23 protein-coding genes are annotated in these 21,793 nt (G+C 70.2%); 17 read left to right on the top strand and 6 right to left on the bottom strand.

Annotation, left to right across the window (positions count from 1 at the left end; genetic code table 11):
- The first annotated feature begins 8 nt into the window (after positions 1-8).
- Entirely contained in the window at positions 9-563 is a 555-nt protein-coding gene (locus GC203_RS21665; RefSeq protein ID WP_293458791.1) for a gamma-glutamylcyclotransferase, read from the top strand.
- Here GC203_RS21665 and GC203_RS21660 read toward each other — a convergent pair.
- Genes GC203_RS21660 through ftsE form a run of 4 tightly spaced genes read right to left on the bottom strand, consistent with a single transcriptional unit; the run spans position 560 to position 3,502 of the window.
- Entirely contained in the window at positions 560-1,264 is a 705-nt protein-coding gene (locus tag GC203_RS21660; protein WP_293458789.1) for a lysophospholipid acyltransferase family protein, read from the bottom strand. The genes GC203_RS21665 and GC203_RS21660 overlap by 4 nt on opposite strands.
- On the bottom strand, positions 1,261-1,890 hold the full coding sequence (locus tag GC203_RS21655) for a YdcF family protein (RefSeq protein ID WP_293458787.1): 630 nt from the start codon (positions 1,888-1,890) through the stop codon (positions 1,261-1,263). Before GC203_RS21655 ends, GC203_RS21660 begins: the two co-directional genes overlap by 4 nt.
- Complete coding sequence (locus GC203_RS21650; protein ID WP_293458786.1) at positions 1,890-2,780, bottom strand: FtsX-like permease family protein; 891 nt, start codon at positions 2,778-2,780, stop codon at positions 1,890-1,892. The genes GC203_RS21655 and GC203_RS21650 overlap by 1 nt, the downstream gene beginning before the upstream one ends.
- Positions 2,777-3,502: a cell division ATP-binding protein FtsE gene (gene ftsE, locus GC203_RS21645; protein ID WP_293458784.1), complete on the bottom strand. Its 726-nt coding sequence runs from the start codon at positions 3,500-3,502 to the stop codon at positions 2,777-2,779. Before ftsE ends, GC203_RS21650 begins: the two co-directional genes overlap by 4 nt.
- 57 nt (positions 3,503-3,559) lie before the next feature.
- Here ftsE and GC203_RS21640 point away from each other — a divergent pair, with 57 nt between their 5' ends.
- The 3 genes from GC203_RS21640 to GC203_RS21630 all read left to right on the top strand — a co-directional run bounded on the left by GC203_RS21640 (position 3,560) and on the right by GC203_RS21630 (position 5,574).
- Positions 3,560-4,438, top strand: a complete 879-nt coding sequence (locus GC203_RS21640; protein WP_293458782.1) for a DUF3426 domain-containing protein — start codon at positions 3,560-3,562, stop codon at positions 4,436-4,438.
- Entirely contained in the window at positions 4,431-4,958 is a 528-nt protein-coding gene (locus GC203_RS21635) for a phosphoribosyltransferase family protein (protein WP_293458780.1), read from the top strand. The genes GC203_RS21640 and GC203_RS21635 overlap by 8 nt, the downstream gene beginning before the upstream one ends.
- A gap of 64 nt (positions 4,959-5,022) precedes the next feature.
- Complete coding sequence (locus tag GC203_RS21630) at positions 5,023-5,574, top strand: GNAT family N-acetyltransferase (protein ID WP_293458778.1); 552 nt, start codon at positions 5,023-5,025, stop codon at positions 5,572-5,574.
- Positions 5,575-5,603: 29 nt separating this feature from the next.
- Here GC203_RS21630 and GC203_RS21625 read toward each other — a convergent pair whose 3' ends face one another.
- Positions 5,604-6,200: a hypothetical protein gene (locus tag GC203_RS21625; protein WP_293458776.1), complete on the bottom strand. Its 597-nt coding sequence runs from the start codon at positions 6,198-6,200 to the stop codon at positions 5,604-5,606.
- A gap of 82 nt (positions 6,201-6,282) precedes the next feature.
- Positions 6,283-6,780 (bottom strand): response regulator, encoded by a 498-nt coding sequence (locus GC203_RS21620; protein WP_293458774.1) that lies wholly within the window; start codon positions 6,778-6,780, stop codon positions 6,283-6,285.
- Between the two features lie 227 nt (positions 6,781-7,007).
- On the opposite strand from GC203_RS21620, the gene GC203_RS21615 reads away from it, so the two are divergent.
- The 13 genes from GC203_RS21615 (at position 7,008) to GC203_RS21555 (ending at position 21,670) form a co-directional block, all read left to right on the top strand.
- Positions 7,008-7,727, top strand: coding sequence for an ATP-binding protein (locus GC203_RS21615; RefSeq protein WP_293458772.1), 720 nt, complete (start codon positions 7,008-7,010; stop codon positions 7,725-7,727).
- A gap of 2 nt (positions 7,728-7,729) precedes the next feature.
- Positions 7,730-8,830, top strand: coding sequence for a hybrid sensor histidine kinase/response regulator (locus GC203_RS21610; RefSeq protein WP_293458770.1), 1,101 nt, complete (start codon positions 7,730-7,732; stop codon positions 8,828-8,830).
- 333 nt (positions 8,831-9,163) lie between these two features.
- Positions 9,164-11,779 carry a PAS domain S-box protein gene (locus GC203_RS21605; protein WP_293458768.1) on the top strand — a complete coding sequence of 872 codons (2,616 nt, stop codon included), beginning with the start codon at positions 9,164-9,166 and terminating at the stop codon, positions 11,777-11,779.
- Positions 11,776-12,201, top strand: coding sequence for a response regulator (locus tag GC203_RS21600; protein ID WP_293458766.1), 426 nt, complete (start codon positions 11,776-11,778; stop codon positions 12,199-12,201). The genes GC203_RS21605 and GC203_RS21600 overlap by 4 nt, the downstream gene beginning before the upstream one ends.
- Positions 12,198-13,703 carry a PAS domain S-box protein gene (locus tag GC203_RS21595; protein WP_293458764.1) on the top strand — a complete coding sequence of 502 codons (1,506 nt, stop codon included), beginning with the start codon at positions 12,198-12,200 and terminating at the stop codon, positions 13,701-13,703. The genes GC203_RS21600 and GC203_RS21595 overlap by 4 nt, the downstream gene beginning before the upstream one ends.
- Positions 13,704-13,708: 5 nt before the next feature.
- The gene (locus GC203_RS21590) at positions 13,709-14,332 is read left to right on the top strand and encodes a response regulator transcription factor (RefSeq protein WP_293458762.1); all 624 of its coding nucleotides are present in this window, start codon (positions 13,709-13,711) and stop codon (positions 14,330-14,332) included.
- A gap of 81 nt (positions 14,333-14,413) precedes the next feature.
- Complete coding sequence (locus GC203_RS21585) at positions 14,414-14,794, top strand: response regulator transcription factor (RefSeq protein ID WP_293458761.1); 381 nt, start codon at positions 14,414-14,416, stop codon at positions 14,792-14,794.
- Between the two features lie 183 nt (positions 14,795-14,977).
- Positions 14,978-15,814 carry a response regulator gene (locus tag GC203_RS21580; protein WP_293458760.1) on the top strand — a complete coding sequence of 279 codons (837 nt, stop codon included), beginning with the start codon at positions 14,978-14,980 and terminating at the stop codon, positions 15,812-15,814.
- Positions 15,811-16,104, top strand: coding sequence for a circadian clock protein KaiB (gene kaiB, locus GC203_RS21575; protein ID WP_293458758.1), 294 nt, complete (start codon positions 15,811-15,813; stop codon positions 16,102-16,104). Before GC203_RS21580 ends, kaiB begins: the two co-directional genes overlap by 4 nt.
- Complete coding sequence (kaiC, locus tag GC203_RS21570; RefSeq protein ID WP_293458756.1) at positions 16,101-17,633, top strand: circadian clock protein KaiC; 1,533 nt, start codon at positions 16,101-16,103, stop codon at positions 17,631-17,633. The genes kaiB and kaiC overlap by 4 nt, the downstream gene beginning before the upstream one ends.
- 4 nt (positions 17,634-17,637) lie before the next feature.
- Positions 17,638-19,533, top strand: a complete 1,896-nt coding sequence (locus GC203_RS21565; protein WP_293458754.1) for a PAS domain S-box protein — start codon at positions 17,638-17,640, stop codon at positions 19,531-19,533.
- The gene (locus GC203_RS21560; RefSeq protein ID WP_293458752.1) at positions 19,530-19,985 is read left to right on the top strand and encodes a response regulator; all 456 of its coding nucleotides are present in this window, start codon (positions 19,530-19,532) and stop codon (positions 19,983-19,985) included. Before GC203_RS21565 ends, GC203_RS21560 begins: the two co-directional genes overlap by 4 nt.
- Complete coding sequence (locus tag GC203_RS21555; protein WP_293458750.1) at positions 19,982-21,670, top strand: hybrid sensor histidine kinase/response regulator; 1,689 nt, start codon at positions 19,982-19,984, stop codon at positions 21,668-21,670. The genes GC203_RS21560 and GC203_RS21555 overlap by 4 nt, the downstream gene beginning before the upstream one ends.
- The last annotated feature ends 123 nt before the right edge of the window (positions 21,671-21,793 follow it).

The raw sequence follows: 21,793 nt of genomic DNA, 5'->3' as shown, positions 1-21,793 counted from the left end.
GATCACGCGTGTCGGGACAGGGCGGTATGGCGTCGGAGCGTTGGGTGTTCGGCTACGGGTCGCTGATGTGGCGTCCGGGCTTTCCGTTCGCCGAGCGAAGGGGCGCCACCCTACACGGTCGCCGCCGCGCCTTCTGCATCTATTCGGTCCATCATCGCGGCACCTACGAGCGGCCCGGCCTGGTGCTGGGCCTCGCGCCCGGCGGGGCCTGCCGTGGCGCCGCCTATCGTGTGGCCGAGGCCGATTGGCCAGAGGTCTACGCCTACCTCATGGAGCGCGAGCAGCCGACCGAGACCTACATCGAGGCGCGCCGCAACGTGCGCCTGGACGACGGTCGCCGGGTGGAGACGCTGTGCTTCCTCTCCGACGTCATGCACGCCCAGTGGGCGGGCGCGCTCAGCCTGGAGCGGCAGGCCGAGCTGATCGCCGGCGCGCGGGGCCTGTCGGGGCCCAACATCGACTACCTGCGCGACCTCGTGGAGCACCTGCGCGAGATGGGGGTGCGCGACGCGGCCATGGAGCGCTTGCTGGTGATGGTCGAGGCGCGGGAGTTGGCGGGCTAGGTCTTTAGCAGCGCGTTCGACGCCGTCTCGATGCGTTCCTGCAACAGGCGCATGAACTCGGCGCGCTTCAGGCCCGGCGGGATCGGCTCCAGGTATTCGTAGACGATGGTCCCGGGCTTCAGGCTGATGCCCTTCGCCGACCAGTGGACGCCGGAGTTGGTGGCCACGGGATACACGGGCACCTCCAGCTCGCGGTAGAGCGCCGCCACCCCCGGCTTGTAATCGCCGGCCTGACCGGGCACGCCGCGATGGCCCTCAGGGAAGATCACCACCTGGCGGCCCCTGGCGAACAGCGCCTTGGCCCGGCGCACCATGGCCTTCAGCGCCGACGAATGGCCGCCGCGGTCGATGTCGATGGTGCCCACCTTGGCCGCGTACCAGCCGAACCAGGGGATCAGGTTCAGCTCCTTCTTCATCACGAACACCGAGCCCGGAAGCCAGGTGAACTGGGCGAAGACGTCGAACATGCACAGGTGCTTGGCGGCCACCAGGGCGGCGCCCTGCGGGATATGCTCGCGGCCGCGGATCTCCACGCGGATGCCGGCGATGCGCAGCAGCACCACGATGCCGCGGCCCCAGAAGTGGAACAGGGCCAGGGTCCAGTTCGACGGCCCCAGCAGGATCGGCGTGCAGAGGATCGCCAGCCCGGCCGACCAGATCGAGAAAGCCAGCAGGAAGACGAGCGAGCGGAGCGTGGTCACGGACCGTCCTTCTTCTGCGCCGCCGGGGCCTCCCGGGGACCGAGCCCCAGAACCGCGTCGCGGCCGAGGATCGCCAGATACTTGGAATATTCCACGACCATCAACCGGGCCGCGGCGGGCTTGCGCCACCAGTCGCGGGCCTGGAGCGCCTGGGTGCGGACCGGGAAGGTCTGCAACTCCACGTCCGTCCCGCGCAGGACGGCCTTCAGCTCCAGCATGGCGCGCGGCATGTGGTAGTCGGCGGTCACCACGATCAGGCGGCGATAGCGCATCGCCTGCGCCCAGTCGGCGGTCTCGCGGGCGTTGCCGACGGTGTCGGCGGCGGTGAAGCCCAGGTCGACGCAGCAGTCGTAGAGCCGGCGCACGGCGCGCGAGACGTTGCGCACGTCCTCGCGGCTGGCCTTGCGGTTGACGCCCGAAACCAGGACGCGCTTGCCGTAGCCGTCCTCCAGCAGGCCCATGGCCGCGGCGAGGCGCTGGTTGGAGTTGGCGCCGGTCAGGGCCACGATCCCGTCGGCCCGCTCGGGCTGCGGCGCGGGGGTGGAGTGCTGGACCCGGCCCGCGAAGGCCAGGAGCCCGCAGAACCAGATCAGCGCCAGCACCAGGAAGGCGGCGACCGACTTCATCAGAGCCCTTTTATCAGCCGCCGGGCGGTGAGGCGCGCGGCGACCGCCGCCACCAGCGCGGCCAGCAGCGGGCAGGGCAGGACGACCAGCAGGTCCAGCCACGCGACCGGCAGGGCCGGCGTGACGCCCTGGCCGCCGCCGATGAGCCGCAGGAGCGCGCCCAGCCCGGCCGCGCCCAGGGCTCCGATGCCGCCCGCGACGGCGGCGATCCGGGCGAAGCGCAGCTCGAAGAGGCCGGCGATCTGGCCGTCCTCGGCGCCGGTGAGATGCAGCACCTCCACGACGTCGCGGCGCGCCGCCAGCCCGGCCCGGGTGGCGAAGGCGACCACCGCCCCGGCCGCCGCGGCGACCAGCAGGAACACCACCGCGGCGGTGGCCCGGACCACGTCAGCGGCGCGACGGATGTCCTTGATCCAGCGGGTGTGGTCGTCGACCACGGCGTCCAGGCCCTGGCCCTTCAGCGCCTTGTCGAGCTGGGCGGCGGTGGCGGGCGCCTTCGCGTCGAGGCTGACCGAGACCAGCCGCGGCACCGGCAGGTCCTCCAGGTCGCTGACGTCGCCCAGCCAGGGACGGATGAGGTCGTAGGCCTTCTCGCGTTCGAGGGCGCGGGCCTCGCTGACGCCGGGCACGGCGGCCAGGGCCTCGGCCGCGCGGGCGGCGGCGGCGTCGGGCGTCTCGCCGCCGCGGGGGCGGACGATGACGGTGGCCTCGCCCAGCAGCTGGCCCGACCAGCCGTGGGCGGCGCGGTCGCCGGCCAGGGCGCCCAGGGCCGCCAGGCAGGCCAGGAAGCAGAGCACCGCCACCACGAACAGCAGCGCCGGGTCGCGGGCGTCGTCCTGCGGCAGGAAGGGCGCCGGCCGCCAGCGGGCGGGATCGAAGCTCTCGCTCATGCCGCCGGCGCCTTGGGCGCGACCGGCTTCAGCCGGCCCTTGTCGAGGTGCAGCACCGGGCGGCCCGAGCGGGCGACGAGGTCCTGGTCGTGGGTGGCGATGATCACCGTCGTGCCCAGCCGGTTCAGCTCGACGAACAGGCGGTAGATGCGCATCGACATGTCGTGGTCGACGTTGCCGGTGGGCTCGTCGGCCAGCAGGATCTCGGGCCGGTTGACCACGGCGCGGGCGATGGCCAGCCGCTGCTTCTCGCCGCCCGCCAGGGTGGGCGGCAGCGCCTGCATGCGGCCGCCCAGGCCCACCCAGGCCAGGAGCTCGGCCACGTCGTTGCGATATTCCGAGGCCTTGTGGCCGGCGATGCGCAGGGGCAGGGCGGTGTTGTCGAACGCCGAGAGATGGTCGAGCAGCAGGAGATCCTGGAACACCACGCCGATGCGGCGGCGGATGTGCGGCAGGTCGCTGGCCGGCATCGAGGTCACGTCCTGGCCGAACAGCCGCACGCCGCCCGACGACGGCCGCGCCGCCAGGTAGATCAGCTTGAGCAGCGAGCTCTTGCCCGCGCCCGACGAGCCGGTGACGAAGTGGAACGAACCGCGCGGCAGGCTGAGCGAGATGTCGCTGAGCACCTCGGGACCGCGGCCGTACCGCATCGAGACTCCCGAGAAACGGAGGATTTCGTCGGCCGATGTCTCATCGGCGGCGTTGGCGGCGTTTCTGGACATGTGGGCCGAAATCGGCGACCTCGACATGAGGGTGCTGGAGCGTCCGATTCGCGCGACATGATACTGACCTGTCCAGAGTGCGCCACCAGCTATTTCGTCGACGACGCACGCGTGCCGGCGAGCGGGCGGATGGTGCGATGCTCGTCCTGCGGGGCGCGGTGGCGCGCCATGCCCGACGGCGAGGTCGAGCGGGAGCTCGAACCGAGCGAGGCCGACGACGAGATCGTCGTCGAGGGACCGCCGACCGAGCCGGCGGCCGCCGAGGACGTCGAGGTCGTCGCGCCGGTGAAGCCGCCGCGGCCGGCGCCCCCGCCCAAGCCGCGCCGCACCGGCCTCATCGTGGGCGCGGCGGTCGGCGCGGCGGCCATCGTCGGCCTGGGCGCGGCCATCGCCCTGCGCGAGCAGGTGGCGATGGCGGTTCCCGGCGCGGCGGGCGTGTTCGCCGCCATTGGCCTGCCGGTCAGCGACCTGGGCCTCGTCATCGAGGGCGTGAAGTCGACGCCGACCTTCGAGGCGGGCCGGCCGGTGCTGTCGGTGACCGGCGCGGTGCGCAACACCCGCGAGGCGGCCGCCGAGGTCCCGGCCATCCGCATCAGCCTGCTGGACCGCAACGGCAAGACGGTCTTCACCAAGGTGGTCGATCCGCTCGACCCGAAGGTGGCGCCCGGCGGCGCCCGCCGCTACTTCGCCGTCAGCCTGCCCGACCCGCCGTCGACCGCGCGCGAGCTGGAGATCGGCTTCGAGGCCGGCGCCAAGCAGACCGTCGCCGCCCACGCCGTCGAGGCGGGCCACGCCGCGCCCAAGCCCACGGCGTCCGACCACGCCGCCCCCGACCACGCCGCTCCGGACCATCCCGCCGCCGAACCCGCCGAGGCCCAGCCCGTGCCGGCCGGCTCGCCCGACGCCCTTGAAAGCCACGCCGCGCCCCATGAGTGAGACCGAACCCGCCGTCCTGATCTCCGAGGCCGAGGTGGCCAGCCGCGTCGACGCGCTCGCCGAGCGGATCGCCCCGCGCATCGACGACGAGACGGTGGTGGTCTGCCTGCTGACCGGCGGGCTGTGGTTCGCCGCCGACCTCACCCGCGCGCTCGCCCGCCGCGGCCGGATGGTGGGCTTCGACGCCCTGTGGCTGGCCTCCTACAAGGACGAGCGCAAGTCGTCGGGCCGCTGCGAGGTGCGCGCCGACCTCCAGCGCCCGATCTCCGGCCGCAAGGCGCTGGTGGTGGACGACGTCTTCGACACCGGCCTGTCGCTGTCGGAGGCCTACCGCCTGGTGCGCGACTCCGGCGCCGGCGAGGTGATGACCGCGGTCTTCGCCCGCAAGCCCTGGCCCACCCAGCGCGCCATCGAGCCCGACTTCGTGGCCTGGGAGGCGCCGGCCCGCTTCCTCGTGGGCTACGGCATGGACGTGGCCGGCAAGATGCGCGGCCTGCCGCACGTCGGGGCGATGGACTAGGATTTCGCTCCGCTTATCCCGGCGAACGCCGGGATCCAGATGGAAATATGCAGAGGTGGACGCGATGAGCTCGGAGCCGGTCCGGCCCGCCTCGGCGAGCGGCGATCTGGGTCCCGGCCTTCGCCGGGACGAGCGGCTCGGGGGGAAACAGGTGAACGGGATCGAGGTGCGTGAAGACGACCTGTCCGGCGAGGCGGTGCGGGGGCTGCTGGCCCTGCACCTGGCGGGCATGCACGCCAATTCGCCGCCCGGCCACGTGTTCGCCCTCGACCTCTCCGGGCTCCAGGCGCCGGGGGTGACGGTGTGGAGCGCCTGGCGCGGCGGGTCGATCGCCGGCGTCGGCGCGCTGAAGGCGCTGGGCGACGGAACGGCCGAGCTGAAGTCGATGCGCACCCATCCCGACCACCTGCGCCAGGGCGTGGGCGCGGCGATCCTGGAGCACATCCTGGGGCAGGCGAAGGCGCGCGGTATCCGGCGGGTCAGCCTGGAGACCGGCAGCGGCGAGGCCTTCGAGCCGGCGCTGGCGCTCTATCGCCGCCGCGGCTTCGTCCCGGGCGGCGCGTTCGGCGACTATGTGGCCAGCGCCTTCAACCAGTTCATGCACCTCGACCTCTAGACTGAACACCCAGAGGCCTTCCCCCGCCGTCAGGAGGTGTCGGCGAAGCGGTAGGTGGGCTTGGGGGGCGTGGGCGGCGGATCGGCCAGGCCGATCGGGCGGATCCACGGCGGCGCCTCGGGCAGGGGCGGGCGCAGGGCCCGCGGCAGGTAGGGCACCGCCCCGGCGCGGGTGAGGCCGAGTTCGGCCGACAGGCGCGTCACCTGGGCCTCCAGCGGCTCGTCCAGGAAGGACTCGGCCAGGGCGTCCTCTTCCAGCCGGTCGGCGAACTCGGCGGCCAGCACCTCGGCCTCGTCGGGCTCGTGCTCGGTCCAGATCAGCCGCTCGACCGCCAGGCGCACGCGCGTGCGCCGCGTCTCGACCTCGGCCTTGCGGGCGGTCTCGCCCCGCTCCCAGGCCTCGAACCGGCCGCGCTCGGCGTCGCGGGCCAGCCGGGCCTCCAGCGCGATCGACTGGCGCGCCGTGCGCGCGATGCGGTGGAAGGCGCCGGCCAGGGCGGCCTTGTCCGAGGCGTCCTCGGCGGCCAGGGCCGCGGCCTGCAGGTCGCCCGCCAGCTCCAGCGCCAGCTCGGCCAACCGCCCCAGCGCCGCGGCATGCCGCCCGGCCATCTGCTCTCGTGCGCCCATGAGAACAAAAAGAGAACACAAGCCGAGGGAAATGTCAAGGGGCGGGGCCGGCGGGAAGGGCTAGGGCCGGCCCGGCCGTGACCTAACTCTCCAGCACAAAGCGGTCGATGACATCGTCGATGCGCTCGCGCATCTCCCTGAACGTGTCGGGCTTGACGATATAGCCCGCCGCGTCGGTCTGGCCGGCGCGTTTCACGTCGCGCTCGTACCCGGAGGTGGTCAGGAAGACGACCGGGGTGCGCGCCATCCAGGGCACCTCCCGCAGCGCGCGGAGGAAGGTGAAACCGTCGACGCGGGGCATCTGGATGTCGAGCAGGATCAGGTCGGGCCGAAGTTGGCCGTGGACCAGATCGTCCAGGGCGCGGTCGGGCTCGCTGGCGGAGCAGGTGTGGCGGACCCGTTCGTTGCGCCGCAGCGCCTCGGTGATCAGCGACGCGTCGGCGTCGTCGTCGTCGACCGTGAGCACGGAGAGCGTCCAGGGCGTCTCCGTCGTCCGGGCGCGCGCCCTTCGCGGCGACGGCGCGAGCTCGTCGGCAAGATCGGCCGGACCGATGATTTGCGTATGCGACGCCCAACCCATGACACCGCCTCCGGGGCTTGTTGGAGGCTGCAGCTTCTCGCGTCCATGGTTAAGGCGTCCTCGCCTGCAGCGGCGCCTGCGACAACCTGCCCCTCACCGAACGGCGATCAAATTGTCGCACCGGCGCGCACGGTACAGGTTCTTCAACCGCCGGACCTCAACCTGCCACGCGCCGGGCGACCCCGGCTCCAGATCGATCGGCGACGATCCAGTGGGTGGAAGCGCGAATGAGCGAGCTGGCGCCACATGACGAGGACGAGAAGGCGGCGCTCGAAGCCGAGCTCGCCGACTTCAGCTACATCGTCTCGCACGACCTCGCCGCCGTGTTCCGACACATGCAGGCGTTCTCGGGGCTGCTCGGCCGCGACCTCGCGGAGACGGCCACGGCGCGCCAGCGCGAGCTCATCGCGCGGATCGACGCGGCCTCGACCCGCGGCGAGGCCATGCTGGACGAGCTGCGCGCCTGCTCGCGCCTTCAGCGCCGGCCGCTTCTCACGGAGACCTGCGACTGCGCCACGCTGGTGGAGGCGGCCCGCCTGCAGCTCGACGCGCAATTCCGCGGCTTTGGCGCCCGGCTGACCGTGGCCGAGCTGGGCCCCGTGGTCACCGACCCCGTTCTCTTCGTCGAGGCCTTGCGCCGGATCCTGGACAACGCCCTGAAGTTCGCCCGGCCCGGCGAGGCCCCGGACATCGAGATCCGCCGCGGCCGCGCAAGCGACGGCTGGTCGCTGCGCATCTCCGACCGCGGCGTCGGCGTCGATGCCGGCCAGGAGGAGCGGGTCTTCCAGATGTTCCACCAGCTCGACCGCGAAACAGATGGCGTCGGGGCCGGCCTGGCCGTGGCGCGCCGCGTCGTCCGGCGCCTGGGCGGCGACGTCCGCATCCTGCCCCAGGCGCAAGGCGCCTGCGTCGAAATTCGCCTGGCGCAGCGCTCGGGGGAGAGCTGACCTTGCCGACGTTCCTTCTCCTCGACGACGATCCGGCCGAGCATGACCTGATGGGCTTCATGCTGACCGACGCGTTCGAAGACGCCGAGGTCGTCGCCTCGGCCGATCCGCGTGGTGCAGTCGAAGCCTGCCAGGCGCGCGCCTTCGACTGCGTGTTCGTGGACTACAACATGCCCCACCTGGACGGACTGACCTGCGGCCTGCAGATCCACGCCGCCCTGCCTTATCTCCCGGTGATCCTGACCACCGGCGCAGGCGACGAGATGCTGGCGGCGCGCGCCGTGGGCAGCGGGATCAGCGACTATCTGCCGAAGTCGCGGACCACGCCCGACCTGCTCAGGCAGACCGTTCTGCGGGCGACGCGGTCAGCCGAACAGGCGCAGATCATCGACGAGCAGCGGCGCGAGCTGGAGAACTTCGCCCATGCGCTGGCGCACGACTTCCGCCAGCCGATCCGCCAGATCCGCACCTTCACCGACCTGATCGGCGAGGCGTTTCAGGAAGGCCGCACCGTCGGCGTCGACCAGCATCTGACGCATCTGGACGGCGCGGCGCGCCGCCTCGCCACCTTGGTCGACATGATGGGCCGATACACGCTCCTGGGCCGCACGCCGGAGATCGAGGATGTCGATCTGAACGCGGTCCTCGACGAGGTGCGGCGCGAGTTGGTCGCCTATCTCGAGGAATGCGGCGGCCGGCTGATCGCCGGCCCGGCGCCGGTGGTCCGCGGCAACGCCGCCTTGATGAGCCAGGTGCTCCAGAATCTCATCGTCAACGGCCTCAAGTACAACGAAAGCCCGACGCCGATCGTCATGGTCACCTACGCGCCCAACAGCGAGACCTGCGTGATCAAGGTGGAGGACAACGGCATCGGCATTCCCGCCGACTACCACGCCGAGATCTTCCGCCCGCTCGTGAGGCTGCACCCCCGGGGCAAGTATCCGGGGACCGGGCTGGGCCTGACCCTCGCGCGCAAGGCGCTGGCGGCCCAGGGCGGGGCGATCTGGTGCGAGTCCGAGCCCGGAGCCGGCTCGGAATTCTTCATTCGAATGCCGGTGAGCGGGGCCGCCGCGGCCACGCTCGACGCCGATCTGCAACCATGAGTCAGCCTCAATCCCGCAAACGACGAACTGTCGATTGCGCGCATCGCCTTCGTCGCGGAAATGTGACGTACTGGGTCAATTGAAGCCTGGCGACGCGCAACCGGAGGGGTATACGACCCTTAAGTCGACGGCGGAGAATGTGGAATATTTTCATAGCATTAGGAGAGCCTTCGAAAACCTGAAGCTATCGAGTCGCAATTTTAGAGATAATCGCTCGGAGTATGCCCTATAGGTTGAATCCGAGTAGGGGGGAGAGTCGCCGCCGTATGATCTGCGGGACAGACTTGGACGCATGACCGCTGGAGTCGCCGCCAGGCGGTCGGGATGGGTGGCGTGACGATCGCCCGCCGCTTCACGCTCGCCGCCGTCGCGGCCGCCCTGTTCACGGCGATCGTCCTGGCGATCGTCGTCGATTTCAGCATCCGCTCGACGCTCTACCAGAGCGAACTCCAGGCGCAGGAAGCCTCGACCGCACGCATCGCGTCGGATCTCAGCGGCGAGGTCCGCGGCGTCCGCCAGGACGTCGAGGCCGTCGCCCTTGCCGCCCCGGTCGAGGCGGTGCTGGCCGCTTCGCAGGCCGGCCGGCCGCCGCCGCCCGCGGCGCTGGCGGAGACCCTGCGCGTGTTCCAAGCCGAGATGGCGGCGAAGCCGTCCTACGTGCAGTTGCGACTGATCGGCCGGGCGCGTGGCGGCCGCGAAGTGGTGCGGGTGGACCGGAACGAGCCCGACGCCCCCCCGAATGTGGTTCCCGAGGCCGGCCTGCAGTCCAAGGGCGACCGCCCGTACGTCACCGAGACGCTGAACCGCGCGCCCGGCGAGGTCTACGTCTCGTCCATCGAGCTCAACCGCGAGCACGGCAAGGTCCAGGTTCCCCACATGCCGGTCCTGCGCGCCGGCGTCCCGGTGTTCGCCGCGAGCGACCGGCCGGTCGGCATGGTGATCATCAACGTCGACATGCGTGAATCGCTGAAGCGCCTCCAGCGTCTCAGCGGCGCCGCCGCGGTGTATGTGGTCGACCCGCAGGGCCGCTATCTCGTCCACCCGGACCCGGCGCGCGCCTTCGCGCACGAATTCGGAGCCGCGAAGGGGCTGGCCGAGGACTTCCCCGGCCTCGCCGATGTTCTCACCACCGGCGCCCAGACGGCGAGAGAGATCGAGACGCCGGGCGGAATGCGCACGGTCGCCGCGGCCGCCCCAGCCCTGCTCGGCGGCGCGACCCGGGTGTTCGTGATCACCATGACGCCCTCCGGCGGCGCGGCGGCGGCCCGAAACGCCAGGTGGGCGATCCTGGTGGCGGCGGTCGCCGCCGTCCTCATCGGCGCGGCCCTGGCGATCTTCCTGGCCCGCGGCGTCAGCCGCCCGATCGTGGAGATCACCGAGGCCGCCCGCCACTTCGCCGATTCCGGCGACCTCAGGCTTCCCAGCCGCCGCACCGGCGAGGCCGGCGTGCTGGCCGACACCCTGGAGCGGATGCACGCGACCATCCGCGAACGCAACGCGGCCCTGGAGCGCGACGAGAAGCGGCTGCGGCAAGTGATCGATGGCGCGCCAACGGCGATGCTGATGGTCGATCGCCAGGGCCTGATCCAGCTTTCCAACGCTCGGGCCGACGATCTGTTCGGATACGCCCATGGCGAGTTGCTGGGCCGGAAGATCGAGACCCTCACGCCGGAATCGGCGCGGAGCCAGCATCCTCGGCATCTCGAGGGCTTCTTCGCGCGGCCCGAAGCCCGGGCCATGGGCGGCGGCCGCGAGCTTTTCGGGTTGCGCAAGGACGGCCAGGAGGTTCCGGTCGAGATCGGTCTCAGCCCCATCGAGACGCCGGAAGGATCGTTCACCCTGGCTGCGGTGATCGACGTCAGCGAGCGCCGGGCGGCGGAGATGCTGCAGAGCCGCCTCGTGGCGATCGTGGAGTCGTCGCAGGACGCCATCGTCGGCAAGACGCTCGACGGCGTCGTGACGAGCTGGAACAGCGCCGCCGAGGCGTTGTTCGGCTTCGCCGCCAAGCAGATGATCGGCCGCACCATGAGCGCGGTGATACCGAAGCGGCTCGCGAACGAGGAACAGGACCTGCTTCGGCGCGTCGCACAGGGCGAGAAGGTGCAGTCGTTCGAGACCGTGCGCCGTCTCCGGAACGGCCGCGAGATCGACGTCTCGGTGACGCTTTCGCCGCTGGTCGACTCGCACGGCCGGGTGATCGGCGCGTCCTCGATCTCGCGGGACATCACCGAAGCGAAGCGGCGCCAGGACGAGCTTCGCCGCAGCAACGCCAGCCTCGAGCAGTTCGCCTATGTGGCCTCGCACGATCTGCAGGAGCCGCTGCGGATGGTGGCGAACTTCACCGACCTTCTGGCCAAGCGCTACAAGGGCCAGCTCGACGAGAAGGCCGACAAGTACCTCGCGTTCGCCTCGGAAGGCGCGCACCGCATGCAGAGGTTGGTCGCCGACCTCCTGGCCTATTCGCGCGTGGGATCGCAGGGCAAGCCTCTCGTCCCCACGTCCTCCGGGGCTGTCATCGACGCCGTGGTCCGCTCCCTCGGCGCGAAGGTCCGCGAGACCGAGGCCGTTGTGGAGCACAAGGGGCTTCCCGAGGTGCTGGCCGACGAGGTGCAGCTCGGCCAGCTCTTCCAGAACCTGATCGGAAACGCGCTGAAGTTCCGCGGCGAGGCGCCGCCCCGCATCACGATCACGGCCACGCGCGCGGGTGGGTTCTGGGAGTTCCGCGTCGCCGACAACGGGATCGGGATCGACCCCCGCTTCGCCGAGCGCATCTTCCAGATGTTCCAGCGGTTGCACGAGCGCGGGATCTATGAGGGCAGCGGCATCGGCCTGGCCATCAGCAAGCAGATCGTCGAACGGCACGGCGGCGCGATACGGGTCGAGTCCGAGCCCGGATCCGGCGCCACATTCATCTTTACGCTCAGGGCTGTTCCGGAGGTTGACGCATGACCGCCCCCATCCGCGTGCTCCTGGTGGAGGACAACGAGGCCGACGCCTTCCTCACGCGCGAGACGCTGGAGGCCGGCAAGATGCATGTTGCGATCGAGGTGGCCAAGGATGGCGTCGAGGCCGTGAACCTGCTGACGGAGCGAGCGCTCGCGGCGCCGGCAGATCTGCCCGACCTCGTTCTGCTCGACCTCAACCTGCCCCGCATGGACGGCCGCCAGGTCCTGCAGACGCTGAAAGGCCACCCCGATCTGAGGCGGCTGCCGGTGGTCGTCCTGACCTCGTCCGACGCCGAGATGGACATCGTTCGCAGCTACGACCTGGGCGCCAACTGCTACGTGACCAAGCCGGTGGGCTTCGACGCGTTCCAGTCCATCGTCAGCTCGGTCGAGAACTTCTGGTTCACGGTCGTGAAGCTGCCATGACGACGACGTTCGGACAGCCGCGATCGCTGCTGCTCGTGGAGGACAACCCGAGCGATGTGGAGTTCATGCGCGAGTTGCTCGAGGACCCGCTGGGCCGGAAGAACCAGGTCGCGACGGCGGGCACCCTGGCCGACGCCCTGACCGCCATCGACCGAGAGCGTTTCGACGCCGTCCTGCTGGATCTGGGGCTTCCCGACACCACGGGCCCCGCCGGGGTCGCGGCGCTGCGCAGCGCCCGCGCCGAGGTGCCGGTGGTCGTGCTGACCGGCCTGGACGACGAGAGGGCCGCCCTCGACTGCCTGGCGGTGGGCGCGCAGGACTACATCGGCAAGTCGGACGCCACGATCGAAACCCTGCGCCGGGCCGTCGCCTATGCGATCGCCCGCGAGCAGGAGAGCCAGGCCACGCGCCGCGCCGACGACCTGCAGGCGCGGCTGGCCACCATCGTGGCGACCTCGCGCGACGCGATCGTCAGCTTCTCGGCCGAGGGCGTGATCGAGAGCTGGAACGCCGGGGCGGAACGGATCTTCGGCTTCACGGCGGACGAGGCGGTCGGCCGGCGGTTCCACGACGTGATCCGCGCGCCGGACGAGGCGCAACGGACCGACCAGACCAGGCGGATGACCGAGGCGCTCGCCGACGACCCCGACGCGTCGCTCGGCGACGTGGTCCGCCTGCGCAAGGACGGAAGCCCGGTCGTGCTGTCGTCATCCACCCGCGCGCTCAGGCGGGCCGACGGCGAAACGATCGGCCTGGCCGCCATCCTCCGCGACGTGACGGACAAGCGTCGCCAGGAAGACGAGCTGAGACGCCGCAACGAGGACCTGCTGCTTCGCGACCGCCAGATGCGCGCCCTCGCCGCCCGTCTGAACGCCGTGCGGGAAGAGGAGCGCATCCGCATCTCGCGCGAGGTGCACGATGGACTGGGTCAGTTGCTGACCGGTGTGAAGATGGACCTGGGCTGGGTGGGGCGCCATCTGGGAGCCGATGTCACCCCGGCCGAGGTCGAGGCCCGCCTGTCGGAGACCATGGGCCTCGTGGACAGCACCATCGCGACCGTCCAGCGGATCGCGACCGAACTGCGGCCGAGCGCCCTGGATGCGCTGGGCCTCGCCGCGGCGCTCCGGGACGAGGCGCGGCGCTTCGAGACGCGCAGCGGCGTCGACGTCGCGTTCCTGGTGCGGGAAGAGGCCGTCGCGCCCGCGCCGGTGGCCACAGCGGCGTTCCGGATCTTCCAGGAGATCCTGACCAACGTCGCGCGGCACGCTCAGGCCAAGCGGCTCGACATCGACCTCCAGATCGGCCCGACGACCTGCGTCCTCGTCGCCCGCGACGACGGCGTCGGCTTCGCGGCCGAAGCGGACGGTCCTGTGGCCCTGGGGCTCCTGGGCATGCGCGAGCGGGCGGCGGAACTCGGGGGAGACATCGTGATCGAAGCGGAAAGGGGAGCGGGAACCTGCGTGACCGTGCGCATCCCGCTGGCGGAGCCGGGCGCCAAATGAAGCGAGTGCTGATTGCCGAAGACCATGAAGTCACCCGCCGGGGGATCCGCGAGCTCCTGCGCGAGGCGGTCGGCGAGGCCGAGGTCACCGAGGCGGAGGATGTGCCGTCGCTGACCGAAAGGCTGAGCCAGCAGACCTGGGACCTGATCCTGCTCGACATCATCATGCCCGGCGGCAGCATCCTCGACTCGATCCGCCAGATCCGCGCGTCGGATGCGTCGGTGCCGATCCTGGTGCTCACCGCCGCGACCGAGCTCGAGTATGTGATGCAGTCGATGAGCGCTGGCGCGAACGGCCTGGCGCACAAGCATCTGCCCGGCGACGAGCTGATCGAGGCCATACGCAAGGTGGCGCGCGGGGGAACCTATCTCCACAGCGAGACGGCGGTGGAGATCGCCAAGAGCCTCCGGGGAGACGGCCCCGCGCTGCTCCACGAGCGGCTGTCGGAGCGCGAGCTAGATGTCTTCCGCGCCGTCGCGCGCGGCCGGGCGGTGAAGGAGATCGCCGGGGACCTGGGTATCAGCGACAAGACCGTGGCCACCTATCTCGGGCGCATTCGGGAGAAGACCGGCCTGATCAACCACGTCGAGATCACGCGCTACGCGCTGCAGAACGGTCTCGTCGACTGATCGCCGCTGTCGGGGATTTTCCGACACGGATTCGGAAACGCGCCGACACCCATTTTGGGTAGACCGCGTCAAACTGTCACCATGCAGAAGCAGGGGCAAAAAGATCGCCGGATTCTCGTCGCGGACGACAACCGCGAGATCGCGCGCCGTGTCGCCGAGCTTCTGAACGAGCAGGAGCACATCTCCGTCGTGGGCCCCGCCCGGGACGGGCTCGAGGCCGTCGAGCTCTACGAGGCGGAGCGCCCCGACACGGTCGTCCTGGATTTCGACATGCCCGGCCTCACCGGCCTGGAAGTCCTGCAGCGCATCCGCGCCCGGGACGAGGCCTGCCTCATCATCATCCTGACGGCCCATTCGGAGAGGGGCCTGCGGGACCGCTGCCTGGCAGAGGGCGCCGACCATTTCCTCAGCAAGAGCTCCGACATGGACCAACTTGTCGATATCGTTGTTACGCGCCGCTGAGTGGTCTTCCCGACAGCAAAACTCCTACCTACAACCGAAACGCGCCGACTGCTCGCCCGCTAGGATAGGGCGCATCCTGGCGAACATGGTTTATGCGACCTTTCCAGCCCGGCCGATGACCGCATCCCGCGGCGGCGGCGCTGTCCACAGGCCGTCACGCACCGGCTCGCGGGAGCGGCCGGCATGAACAGGCCCTCCATCGCCGCGCGGGTCCTGCTCCTCGTCGAAGACAATCCGGCCGACGCCGAGACGGTTCGCACCCTGCTGAACGAGGCCGACAGCGACCTCTATCGAGTCGAACACGCCGGGCGGCTCTCCGAAGCCGTGGCGATCCTGAAGGCCGAGCCCGTGGACGTCGTCCTGCTCGACCTCAACCTGCCCGACTGCACCGGCCTGGACAGCGTGCGCGCGGTCCACGAGGCCGCCGGCGGCGCCCCCATCGTGGTCCTCACGGGTGTGGGCGACGATCGGCTCGGCCAAGCCTGCATGGACGCCGGCGCCCAGGACTATCTCGAGAAGGACGATGTGCGCTCGCGCAACCTGCTGCGCGCCATCGGCTATGCGATCACGCGGGTACGCGAGACCCAGCTGCGCGAACTCAAGGACGCCCTCGACGCCTACCGGGAACTTTCCTCGGCGACCCAGCACACATCCGTCACCGCGGTCCTCGCCGGCTCGGGACCGATGTCGCTCCAGCACCCCGAGATCTTCAACGGGATCGTCGCCGCCTATTTCGATCTGATCGCGCCCTACCTGGGTGGTCACGTGACGCAGTTGAACCCGCCGCGCACGCAGATGGAGCATGTCGCCACGCGTCTGGGAGACGCAAACGCCGGACCGCGCGACCTTCTGGACGTGCACCTGATGGCGCTGGAACGCGCCAATGAACTTGGAGGGGAGAGCCAGTCTCGCATCATCGTTTTTGAGAGCCGATTGCTGGCTTTACAGATGATGGGATTGCTCGTGGAATATTACAGGGTTGGGCGCCAGAGGCGATTTGCAGAAGGTGCCCACAGATGACAAAGTTCAAGCTGCGGCTCTACATAACCGGGTCAACGCCTCAATCTCATAGAGCGATCGATAATCTTCGAACCATCTGTGAGACGGAACTGCCTAATCTCTACGAAATCGAGGTCATCGACGTCCTCGAGGATCCGGAGATGGCGGAAAGCGAGAAGATCCTCGCCACGCCGACCCTCGTCAAACGGCTCCCCGAGCCCGTCCGCAAGATCATCGGCGATCTCAGCGACCGGCAGAAGGTCCTGCTTGGCCTCGATATCGAGCGATTGAACCAGAGAGAAGCCTCATGAGCATCGAAAGTCCGCGCGAGCTCGAAAAACTCCCCACCGGAATCGTGGGCTTCGACCAGATCGCCAACGGCGGCCTGCCGAAGGAGCGCAGCACCCTGCTTTCCGGCACGGCCGGCAGCGGCAAGACCGTGATGGCCTTGCAGTTCCTCATGGCCGGGGTGCGCCAGTACGGCGAGCACGGCTGCTTCGTCACCTTCGAGGAAGCCCCGGTCGACCTGATGCAGAACGTGCGGTCGTTCGGCTGGGACCTCGAGAGCATGGTCCGCGGCAATCAGATCGCGGTGGTGGACGCCACGCCCGATCCGGGGACCGAAGTGATGACGGCGGGCGCCTACGACCTGTCGGCCCTGCTCGCCCGGATCGAGAACGGAATCCGCAAGGTGGGCGCCAAGCGCGTCATCCTCGATGCGATCGGGGCGCTGTTTCCGCAGCTCACCGACCCCAACATCATCCGGCGCGAACTCCATCGCATCACCGCCGGCCTGCGCAAGCTGGGCGTGACGACGCTGGTGACCATGGAACGGACGGACGAGGACAGCGGTCTCGGCCGCTGGGGCGTCGAGGAGTTCGTCGCCGACAACGTGATCGTGCTCCGCAACCGGCTCGAGGCCGAGAAGCGCCGCCGCACGCTGGAGATCCTGAAGTTCCGAGGGGCGACCCACCACAAGGGCGAATACCCCTTCACCATCGACGCGGAAGACGGCGTCACCATCATCCCGCTCTCGGCCATCGAGCTGAAGCAGAAGTCATCCGAGATCCGGGTGTCGTCCGGCGTCGCCGAACTCGACAAGATGTGCTCGGGCGGCATGTACCGCGACTCCATCATCCTGGTCAGCGGCGCCACGGGCACCGGCAAGACCCTGATGGTCTCCCAGTACGTCAAGGCGGCGATCGAGGCGGGCGAGCGCGCCCTGCTCTTCGCGGCCGAGGAAAGCCACGAACAGCTCACCCGCAACGCGGCGTCCTGGGGCGTGGACTTCGAACAGGCCGAGCGCGACGGCCTGCTGAGGATCGTCTGCCGCTACCCCGAGGTGATGGGACTGGAGGACCACCTGCTCCAGATGAAGCGCGACATCCACGACTTCCAGCCGGACCGGGTGGCGATCGACAGCATGTCGGCCTTCGAGCGCGTCTCGACGCAGAAATCGTTCCGCGAGTTCGTGATCGCGCTCACCAGCACGATCAAGCATCTCGAGATCACCGGCCTGTTCACCAACACGACGTCGTTCCTGACCGGCGGCGAGTCGATCACCGAGACCCACATCTCGACGATCACCGACACGATCATCCTGCTGCGCTACGTCGAGTTGCAGGGCGAGATGCGGCGGGGCCTCACCGTGCTCAAGATGCGCGGCACGTTCCACGATAAGGACATCCGCGAGTATCAGATCGATGGTCGCGGCCTGCACGTGCTGGCCCCGTTCCGCGGCGTCCACGGCATCCTGACCGGGACGCCCACCTACACCTTCGACGACGAGCGCGGACGCCTCCGGTCGCTCTTCGAGGCCGAACCCCCAGCCGCGATCTGACAAGATGGACAAGCACCACGTCCTCATCGTCGGGGCGCCGGCGTTCGCCTCGACCTTGCTCGCACGCCTCCCCGCGCCGGGCCGCGACGGCGGCGGCGCGCCGGCCCACGCGCAGACCGTCGCCGAGGCCGAGAAGGCCCTCGCCGACGCCAGCGCGGACGTGGTGATCGCCCAGGCCGAGCTTCCCGACGCCGAACCGCGCCTGGCGTTCCGACGGCTCAAGGCCGCCGCGGGCGACCGCCCGGTCGTCATCGTGCTGGACCGGCCGGACGACGCGCTGCGGGGCGCCGCGCTCGGCGCCGGCGCCGAGGAGGTCGTCGAGGGCGACGAACTCTTCAGCGAGATTTTCGCCCGCAGCCTTTTCCATCTGGTCGAACGCCGACGCCTGGTCCAGCAACACGCCCAGCTCGAGAAGGTGCTCGACACCACGCCGGACGCGATCCTGGTGGTGAACGGCGAAGGCGTCGTCCGATACGTCAACGAGGCCGCCCTCGACCTGTTCGACCGCCGCCGCGGGGACTTCGTCGACGAACGCCTCGGGTTCTCGGTCAAGGATGGCGACGCCGTCGAGATCACCACCCTGCGTCGCGGCGCCGAGCACGTCTGCGAGATGCGCGTGGTGCAGATCGAATGGCGCGGCGAGGAGGCGTGTCTCGCCGCCCTGCGCGACGTCACCGAGCGGCGACGGATGGAGGACGCGCTGCGCGCCAGCGAACAGCGCCTGCGCCTCAGCGAGACGCACTTCGCCTCGGCCCAGCGGATCGCCGAGGTCGGCAGCTACGTGAAGGACCTGCAGACGGGCCTGCTGACCGGCACGCCGCAGTTCTATCGCATCTTCGGGCTCGCGCCTGTCGGCCCCGAGACCTGGAACCGCTACTGGACCCAGGCGGTGTCGGATGAGACCCGCGAGCGGATCGACGCCAACAGTGACGCCGCCCGCCGGGGCCGTCGCCCTCCGCCGCTCGAGTTCGAATTCGTCCGCGACGACGGCGCGCGCCGCGTGGCGCTGCACGACGCCGACGTGGTCTTCGATGACGGCGCGCCGACCGCCCTGCTGGGCGTCATCCGCGACGTCACCGACGTGAAGATCGCCGAGGCGCGCAGCCGCACGCTCAATCGCGAGCTGGAGGCGCGGGTCCACGCCCGCACCGCCCAGTTGGAGGCGGCCAACCACGAGCTCGAGGCCTTCTCCTACACGGTCTCCCACGATCTGCGTTCGCCGCTGCGGGCCATCGACGGCTTCTCGCGCATCCTCCAACGGGATCACGGCGACCAGCTTTCGGACGACGCCCATCACTGCGTGAGCGTGGTGCGCGCCTCGGCCCGGCGGATGGGCCAGTTGATCGACGACCTGCTGGCGCTCTCCCAGATCGGAAGCCAGACCCTGCGCACGACGCAGATCGACATGGCCGCCCTGGCCCGCGACGTGGTGGGCGAACTGCGACCGCAGGAGCCGGAGACGAAGGTCGAGATCACGATCGGGCCCCTGCCGCCGGCCAACGGCGACGCGGCCCTCGTGCGCCTGATCCTCCAGAACCTCGTCGAGAACGCGTTCAAATATTCGCGAAGCAAGCCCGTGGCCCGCATCGAGGTGGGCGCGGTGACCGGCAAGTCGAACCCGCCGGTCTACTTCGTCCGCGACAACGGCGTCGGCTTCAACATGCGCTTCGCCAACAAGCTGTTCGGCATCTTCCAGCGCCTCCATCCGCCGGGTGAATTCCAGGGCTCGGGCGTCGGCCTGGCGATCGCCCAGCGCGCCGTCCATCGCCACGGCGGGCGCATCTGGGGCGAGGGCAAGGTCGGCCGCGGCGCGCGCTTCTTCTTCACGCTGGCGCCGGACAGCGCCGGCGGCCCGTCCAGCGCAACGAGCATGATGTCGACCAGGGAGGCGACCCCATGAACGCCAGTTCGCCGGCCGACGTGCTCATCGTCGAAGACAATGCGGAAGACCTCGAATTGGTCCTGCGGGAATTCGCCGACCATGGCCTGACCGACCGCATCGACGTCGTGCGGGATGGCGATGAGGCCTTGGACTATCTGTTCTGCTGCGGCGCCTACGGCGGGCGGCCGCGCGGGGCCGATCCGCGCATGATCCTGCTGGACCTCAAGCTGCCGAAGCTCGACGGCCTGGAGATCCTGCGCCGCATCCGCGGGCACGCGCGGCTGCAGACGGTGCCGGTCGTGGTGCTGACCTCGTCGTTTCGCGACGCCGACATCGTCGAGAGCTACGGGCTCGGCGCGACCACCTATCTCGTCAAGCCGGTCGACGCCGAGGCGTTCACCGAGATCGTCCGACGCATCGCCCAGATGGTGGTGGTCCAGCGAACCGGCGAATCCAAGGAGGCGTCGTGACCGAGAAGCTCAAGATCCTGATCCTCGAGGACGAGGAGACCGACGCGCGCCTGTTGATCGATGAGCTCGAGCAGGCGGGCTTCGCCTTCGAATGCCGCGTCGCCAAGACCGGCGCCGAATTCGTCAAGTTGCTGCAGGGCAAGGCGAGCGCCGTCTTCCCCTTCGACCTCGTGCTGGCCGACCACTCCCTGCCGGGCTACGACGCGCTCGCCGCCCTGGGCGAGGTGCAGCGCCGCGGTCTCGACGCCCCCTTCATCGTGGTGACGGGATCGCTCGCCGATGAGGAGGCCGTCGAGTGCCTGCGGCAGGGCGCGACCGACTTTCTCCTGAAGGACCGCATGAAGCGCCTCGGCCCGGCGGTGACCCGCGCCCTGTCCGAGCGCCGCGAGCGGCAGGAACGCGACCGGATGCAGGAGGAGGTCAATCGCTCGCGCGCCGCCGCGGCCGCGGCCCTGCGCAAGGCCAACGCCACCCTCGAGGCCCGGATCGCCGAGCGCACCCGCGAACTCGTCGAGGCCAACGATCGGCTCACCGCCGAGGTCGCCGAGCGCCAGCGCGCCCAGCAGGCGCTGCAACAGACCCAGAAGCTTCAGGCCACCGGCCGCCTCGCCGCCGGCGTCGCCCACCACTTCAACAACCTGCTCACCATCGTCATGGGCAGCGTCGAGATGGCGCTGCAGGGCGTCACCGACGAGCGCAGCCGCCGCCGCCTCACCATCGCGCTGCAGGCGTCCGAGCGCGGCGCCGGCCTGACCCGCCAGCTGCTGAGCTTCGCCCGCAAGCAGATGATCCGCCCCGAGCTCGTCGAGCCCTCCGGCCGGCTGGCCGACATCGGCGCCCTGTTCGCCGGCGTCCTGCGCAGCGACGTCACGGTCGAGGCCGAGGTGCCGGAAGACCTGTGGTCGATCTTCGTCGACATCTCCGAGCTGGAGCTCGCGGTGCTGAACCTGGCGTTCAACGCCCGCGACGCCATGCCCGAGGGCGGCAAGCTCACGCTCCGGGCCGCCAACCAGAACCTGGACGGCGAATACGATCTGACCGGCCGCTTCGTGATGATCGAGCTCGCCGACACCGGCGTGGGCATCGCGCCCGACGTCCTGCCGCGGGTGTTCGATCCCTTCTTCACCACCAAGGAGGCCGGCGCCGGCGGCGGCCTGGGACTGAGCCAGGTCCACGGCTTCGCCCATCAGGCCGGCGGCGCCATCGACATCGAGAGCATGCCCGGCGAAGGCACCACGATCCGCATCTTTCTTCCGGCCGCCCAGGCAACCCCGCTGGCGCGACCGGTAGGGTCGGCCGCTCCGCGGAGCGGCCGACCCGCGTTGGGGCGGATCCTCGTCGTGGACGACGACGTCGAGGTGGCCGAGGTCGCCGCCAACATGCTGCAGCACCACGGCTTCGTGGTGGTCCAGACCCATCGCGCGGCCGACGCGATGGCGTTGCTCGACGGCGGCGAGATGGTCGACCTCGTGCTGTCCGACATCGTCATGCCGGGCGGCATGAACGGCATCGAGCTCGCCGAGGCCCTGCGGAAGAAGTTCCCGGACCTGCCGATCCTGCTCGCCACAGGCCACAGCGACTCCGTGAAGGATGCGGCGGCGCGCGGCCTGCAGATCATCACCAAGCCGTTCCTGTCGAGCGACCTGTTCGAACGCGTGAACGGCCTGCTCCAGCCGGCCGCCTGAGGGACAAGGGGCCGCCACGACCATCGCCGCGGATCACCTGGGCCGGCGGCGCCTCGATCGCCGCGGTCGGGCGCCGCGCGAGCGACGGCCGCCCCGGGTGTCCTGGTGCTCGTCTTGCTGGCC

Source organism: Phenylobacterium sp. (assembly GCF_016124325.1).
GTDB lineage: Bacteria > Pseudomonadota > Alphaproteobacteria > Caulobacterales > Caulobacteraceae > Phenylobacterium.
The sequence above is the reverse complement of the archived record's forward strand: the minus strand, read 5'-3'. Positions and strand labels throughout refer to the sequence as shown.

Excerpts from the sequence above, each read along its gene's own strand:
- GC203_RS21655 (WP_293458787.1), bottom strand. The coding sequence starts at position 1,890 with ATGAAGTCGGTCGCCGCCTTCCTGGTGCTGGCGCTGATCTGGTTCTGC.
- GC203_RS21650 (WP_293458786.1), bottom strand. The coding sequence starts at position 2,780 with ATGAGCGAGAGCTTCGATCCCGCCCGCTGGCGGCCGGCGCCCTTCCTG.
- ftsE (WP_293458784.1), bottom strand. The coding sequence starts at position 3,502 with ATGTCCAGAAACGCCGCCAACGCCGCCGATGAGACATCGGCCGACGAA.
- GC203_RS21640 (WP_293458782.1), top strand. The coding sequence starts at position 3,560 with ATGATACTGACCTGTCCAGAGTGCGCCACCAGCTATTTCGTCGACGAC.
- GC203_RS21635 (WP_293458780.1), top strand. The coding sequence starts at position 4,431 with ATGAGTGAGACCGAACCCGCCGTCCTGATCTCCGAGGCCGAGGTGGCC.
- GC203_RS21630 (WP_293458778.1), top strand. The coding sequence starts at position 5,023 with ATGAGCTCGGAGCCGGTCCGGCCCGCCTCGGCGAGCGGCGATCTGGGT.
- GC203_RS21625 (WP_293458776.1), bottom strand. The coding sequence starts at position 6,200 with ATGGGCGCACGAGAGCAGATGGCCGGGCGGCATGCCGCGGCGCTGGGG.
- GC203_RS21620 (WP_293458774.1), bottom strand. The coding sequence starts at position 6,780 with ATGGGTTGGGCGTCGCATACGCAAATCATCGGTCCGGCCGATCTTGCC.
- GC203_RS21615 (WP_293458772.1), top strand. The coding sequence starts at position 7,008 with ATGAGCGAGCTGGCGCCACATGACGAGGACGAGAAGGCGGCGCTCGAA.
- GC203_RS21600 (WP_293458766.1), top strand. The coding sequence starts at position 11,776 with ATGACCGCCCCCATCCGCGTGCTCCTGGTGGAGGACAACGAGGCCGAC.
- GC203_RS21595 (WP_293458764.1), top strand. The coding sequence starts at position 12,198 with ATGACGACGACGTTCGGACAGCCGCGATCGCTGCTGCTCGTGGAGGAC.
- GC203_RS21585 (WP_293458761.1), top strand. The coding sequence starts at position 14,414 with ATGCAGAAGCAGGGGCAAAAAGATCGCCGGATTCTCGTCGCGGACGAC.
- GC203_RS21580 (WP_293458760.1), top strand. The coding sequence starts at position 14,978 with ATGAACAGGCCCTCCATCGCCGCGCGGGTCCTGCTCCTCGTCGAAGAC.
- kaiB (WP_293458758.1), top strand. The coding sequence starts at position 15,811 with ATGACAAAGTTCAAGCTGCGGCTCTACATAACCGGGTCAACGCCTCAA.
- kaiC (WP_293458756.1), top strand. The coding sequence starts at position 16,101 with ATGAGCATCGAAAGTCCGCGCGAGCTCGAAAAACTCCCCACCGGAATC.
- GC203_RS21565 (WP_293458754.1), top strand. The coding sequence starts at position 17,638 with ATGGACAAGCACCACGTCCTCATCGTCGGGGCGCCGGCGTTCGCCTCG.
- GC203_RS21560 (WP_293458752.1), top strand. The coding sequence starts at position 19,530 with ATGAACGCCAGTTCGCCGGCCGACGTGCTCATCGTCGAAGACAATGCG.